This is a genomic window from Okeania sp. SIO2F4 (genome assembly GCF_010672385.1).
Classification (GTDB): domain Bacteria; phylum Cyanobacteriota; class Cyanobacteriia; order Cyanobacteriales; family Microcoleaceae; genus Trichodesmium.
Genome location: NZ_JAAHGT010000672.1, coordinates 1 through 5,444, shown reverse-complemented (window position 1 = coordinate 5,444; position 5,444 = coordinate 1). Strand labels below are relative to the sequence as shown.

The window sequence follows — 5,444 nt, the reverse complement described above, 5'->3', positions numbered from 1 at the left end:
CTGTTTTACTCGCAGCGCCAAATTTTTACAGTATTGTCACTACTACCACTCATAATAGTATTATCATTAGCACTAATCGCTACAGAATTTACATCCTTAGAATGTCCGGTTAAAGTATCAATAACTTCTCCAGTTTCCATATTCCAAACTTTAATCCTCTTATCCGCACCACCACTAATCATCGTTTTTTTATCCAAACAAATTACAGACCTAACCCAATCAGAATGTCCGGTAATTGTTTGAATTAATTCACATTTTTCCACAGACCATAATTTAATAGTTCTATCGCTACTACCACTCACTAAAACTTTACCATCGGGACGAAAAGCAATTGTATTAATATCTCTAGTATGCCCAATTAATTCACTTATTAATTTACCAGTTTCTACATCCCAAAATTTAATCATATTATCGCTACTACCACTAGCAAGAATTTTTCCATCAGGACTAAAAGCAACCACATTTATTCCCCGTGAATTTTTAATACTGTACAAAAGTTGACAACTTTCTTGATGCCAAATTTTAATAGTTCGGTCGTCACTTCCACTAGCAATAAATGCTCCATTCGGACTAAATGCTACTGGCATTGAAACAATAGAATCAGAATGTCTAGATAAACTACAACTTATCCTACTTTTAGCCAAATCCCAAATATTAATAACCCCACCAACATTACCAATTGCTAAGACATTATTTTGAGGATTAAAAGCAAGTGATAAAACCACATTAGATGCCATAAAAGAGTCTAATAATTCTCCTGTAGATAATTTCCATAATTTAACTGTTTGGTCAAAACTACCACTAGCAAACATTTGATTATCCGGACTAATAGCAACAGATGAAACTGAACTTAAATGACCGGAAATAGTTTGAGGTTTTCCCCAAGAATGAAGATATAATCCTGGTACATGAGTAGTATCTTTGAGAGAAATTTTTTGCTGTGAAATTTTGAGTAAATTTGGTGGAGGTGGAGGTGGGAGTGGTAATTTCCCATAATTCAAATCTTTTAAAACATCTGCTGCACATTGATAACGTTTGTTTGTCGCTTCAGCAATTAATTTATCCAAAATATTTCCCAGTTGTTCACTGACAGGATTATCAACTAAATAATCACGCCATACCCATTTATTTTCTCCAGTATCAAATAGTTTAAATGGGGAAACATTGGTCAGTAAATAAATACAAGTTACTCCTAAACTATATAGATCGCTGGCAAAATTTGCTCTACCTTTGAGTTGTTCTGGAGCAACATATTCAGGAGTTCCGATAATTGTGCCTGTTCTTAATAATGCTGTACCTGTTAACTCCTTTGCTGCACCAAAATCTACTAATACTAATTGATTTCTAAATCCAGTTTTATAGGCAGAATTCGATTGTAAACGACGAATAATATTTTCTGGTTTAATATCCCGATGAATAATTTGGTGAGAGTGAATAAACTCTAGGACTGGTAAAAGGCTATTTAATAGTTCTCTAATCTGGTATTCTGAGAATTTTCCTTCTGTTTCTAAAATTTGAGCTAAGTTTTTTCCGGGGATAAATTCTTGTACTAAATATTGACAATAATCATCATGTAAGTTCGCTAATAGTTCAGCTATTTGAGGATGTTTTCCTAAAGTATCTAATCTTTCTGCTTCTTGTTCAAATAGTTGGACGGCTTTTTTTATATCTGCGTCATTTTGTGAAATAAAATAAAACTGTTTAATAACACATGGTGGTTTAGAGGGTTTGTCTTCATCTACTGCTAAATAAGTTTTGCTGAAGCCTCCTTGACCAATCATTTTGATGGCTCTATAGCGGTCTTTTAGTATTAACATAGAATTACAACTTAGACAGATTCTTGTATCAGATAGGTTATTGGGATTTGGGCAGTTTTCTTTAAGGCAGCAAATCAGATTTTTTCTTGGTGCTAACATTGTATTTGTTGCTTTAGTAGTTAGTAACATTTTCTCAGCACGCCTGATAATTTATTGCTGTAAAGTACTTATAGCAATCTTAATTTTAATTGTGAGTTATCCAAATAGAGAAAAGTGAAATTCTCACGAATGATTTAGGATTGATATATAAAAAAAATACGTTTAAAAATGGCGACTGAGTATCCAATATTAGCTATTTTATCTAGGTGAGGTTAGATGGCAATTTTAGTTGGTAATTTTATGAAATTATCCCTGCCGTTTCACACTCTACATAAAGATTAAATTTAGGTACTCTTCAAATAATAAGTAGATCGGAACTATTGGGTGAATCTGGTATTCTTTGTTTCCTGTTTCCTACTATCTATCATTACTTATTTAGCACTGCCTAAATTTTTGATTTATAGCGTTTATCTACTTTTTTAAATACACTTTTTTTCTGAATTTTATCATCCCAGTTAAGTAGGTAGACAAAATTAAAAGTATAATAATTGCAGCAAGTAAATTTGCTAAAACCCTGACTGAATGCTGTAGGGGTTTGTAGTAAGGTTTTAGAGACAAAAACCCTAGGCACTCCTACACTTCAAAATTAATTGTAATTATGACTAGGTACTTAAGCTATTACCTCAAACTTAGAACTTTCTAACTCACCAGCATGAGAATTTTTATCTATATAGATAAACTCTAATGAAAAGGTATTTATACAACAAGTAAAATACTCTTTTTTTTCTTATTCCTAAAAAATTTATTTCTTAAGAAGGTGAATGCACAAGCAAAAATTAAGACAGCTATAGTGCTTAATCTTCGGTATGTTCCGTACCCACCCTACGCCTTTATTAAGAACTTGATTTACATAGGAATTTCTCTAATTTTTAACTTCTAACTTTTAACTTTTGACTTTTGACTTTTGAATTGATTACTCCTGTCGCCAAATTTTAATAGTATTATCACTACTACCACTAGCTAAACTCTTTCCGTCTCTAGAAAAAGTAACAGAATTAACATATTTTGAATGACCTTCTAAATTTTCTATCTGCTGACCAGTTTTCCTATCCCAAATTTTAATAGTTCCATCCTCACTACCACTCGCAATAATATCTCCTTGAGGACTAAAAGCTACTGTATAAACATCCCTTGAATGTCCCTCTAAAGTTTGTAATATTTCACCGCTGTCTATTTGCCAAATTTTAATATTTTTATCGCGATCGCCACTAGCTAAAACTTTACCATCAGGACTAAAAGCAACTGCATAAATATAATGTATTCCCTGATAATAATTACATAGGTTTTTAACAGTATTACCTAAACTTAAATCCCATATTTTAATCGTATTATCTTCACTACCACTCGCCAAAGTTTTGCCGTCTGGACTAAAAGCGATCGCCCGCACTGGTCGTGAATGTCCGCTCAAAGTCATCATTACTTTCCCAAAGTTAGCATCATAAATATCATCCCCTAGTCGCCAAACTTTCACACTTTTATCTTTACTCGCACTAGCTAAAGTTTTGCCGTCTGGGTGAAAAGCGATCGCCGTAACTGCTCCAGAATGACCAAAATATTCTCCCCGACCCCAGTCACCGAGAATGCAAAGAAGTTTTCCCGTCTTAATTTCCCAGAGTCTAATAGTTTTGTCATCACTCCCACTAGCTAATATTTTCCCATCCGGACTAAAAGCAACAGAGTTGACATAACCGGAATGTCCGCGCATAGTCAATATTTCTGTACCACTATCTACTTCCCACAACTTAATAGTTTCATCCTCGCTCCCACTTGCTACAATTTTCTCATCCTTACTAAAAGCAACAGAGCAAACCCATTTTTGATGACCGATGAGAGTATGTAGACATTTCCAAGTTTGACTCGGTAAAGGTGCAGGCGTAACTTCTGGTGTTTGGAGAGCAGTTTTATCTTGAATAAGAGTCAAATTAACTTGAGCGTCTGCATTTAAAGTTTTCATAACTTCATCAACAGACTGATAACGACGGTTGACCGCATTTTCCACCAGTTTATCCAAAACATCACCCAACTTTTCGCTCACAGAATTATTCTGTAAATAACGTCGCCATACCCACGTTCCCTCACCCACATCAAATAATTCAAATGGGGAAACTTTTGTTAATAGATGCAAGCAAGTCACCCCCAAACTATATAAGTCGCTGGCAAATACTGCCTTGCCTCGGTTTTGTTCGGGAGCAGTATATTCAGGAGTGCCAATAGTTGTACCTGTTTTGAGAAGTGCAGTACCCAGAGCATATTTAGCAGCACCAAAGTCTACCAATACTAACTGGCGATCGCTATTTTGACGGCGAATAATATTTTCTGGTTTGATGTCGCGGTGAATAACATTATGAGAATGAATAAACCCCACCACTGGTAGTAAATTTTTCAGTAAACCCCTAATTTCCTCTTCCTTGTAGGGTGTTTCAATTTTCAGCGCTTCAGCTAAGTTTTGTCCAGGGATAAATTCTTGTACTAAATATTGTCGCCCATCTTGAGTAAAATGGGCCATGAGTTCGGGGATTTGGGAATGTTTGCCCAACTGGTCTAACCTCGTAGCTTCTTTTTCAAATAATTCGGCAGCTTTGTTAATATTATTTGTGCCTTGTGCAGCGGGAAAAAATTGTTTAATGACGCAGTAGGGTCTGGAGGGTTTGTCTTCGTCGATAGCTAAAAATGTTCTACCAAAACCTCCTTGACCAATTAGGTTTAAGGCGCGATAGCGGTCTTTAAGTAATAGTTTTGCACCGCAATTTTGGCAATATTTATTGAAGTCTGGGTTTTGGGGAATTTGACAGTTGGGGTTGAGGCAATAACTCATGCCGATAGGTTTTTAGCTAACGATTATATTTATTATATTTGCAGGATTTTTGCAAGTTTTTTCCTTACTATATAATAGTTTTTGTCAGGATTGGCTGAAATTAAGCATAAATTAATTTTTCTGTTTTTTTGATAGAGTGATGATAATCTTTATCCTACAGAATTGCTTGGCCTTTTATGGATCTTTTGAAATGATTTTGTAGAGTTTGAAAAAATGTTTGAATAGTACGAAAATATTACACAAAGAAAAATATCTATAGAAAAAAAATAAGAGTTGTTGAGTCAATTCAAAATAATGAATAAGACTGACTGAGATATTGGGTGAAATTTATCAAAACTACTCTGATATTTTTGACCGTATAACTCCTGGTATTTATTTGTTCAATATGGAGAATTCTGATTTACTCAGAGAACGAATTTTCCCAAAGCAAGGAATAATTAATGTTAATGATTAGGGATTAGAAACGTTTGTAGCTGCAGCAGGAGAATTTCGGTTAAAGCCGTTTCTAACTCTGCCAAAATCACTAACTGAATATTTGAAAAAATCTTGACGCTGTTGAGGATAAGTATCTGAAGACGTTCCTACTTTTCCAAGATTTTGAGCAAGTGATAATAATTTTATCAGAGTAATCACATCGTCTCTAATTGGTTCTGAATCTAAATAATAATTAGCAGATTGAAAACCACGTTTCTGTTCTTCAATCTGCTAATTAT

General features: G+C 34.3%; 3 protein-coding genes. All 3 read right to left on the bottom strand.

All coding sequences use genetic code 11. The annotated features are described in order from the left end of the window. Positions 1 to 5: 5 nt before the first annotated feature. The gene (locus tag F6K22_RS30155) at positions 6 to 1,946 is read right to left on the bottom strand and encodes a serine/threonine-protein kinase (protein WP_293106689.1); all 1,941 of its coding nucleotides are present in this window, start codon (positions 1,944 to 1,946) and stop codon (positions 6 to 8) included. 883 nt (positions 1,947 to 2,829) lie between these two features. Continuing rightward, positions 2,830 to 4,731 carry a serine/threonine-protein kinase gene (locus F6K22_RS30150; protein WP_293106686.1) on the bottom strand — a complete coding sequence of 634 codons (1,902 nt, stop codon included), beginning with the start codon at positions 4,729 to 4,731 and terminating at the stop codon, positions 2,830 to 2,832. 450 nt (positions 4,732 to 5,181) lie between these two features. Further along, the gene (locus F6K22_RS30145; protein ID WP_293106684.1) at positions 5,182 to 5,364 is read right to left on the bottom strand and encodes a hypothetical protein; all 183 of its coding nucleotides are present in this window, start codon (positions 5,362 to 5,364) and stop codon (positions 5,182 to 5,184) included. Positions 5,365 to 5,444 lie beyond the last annotated feature (80 nt).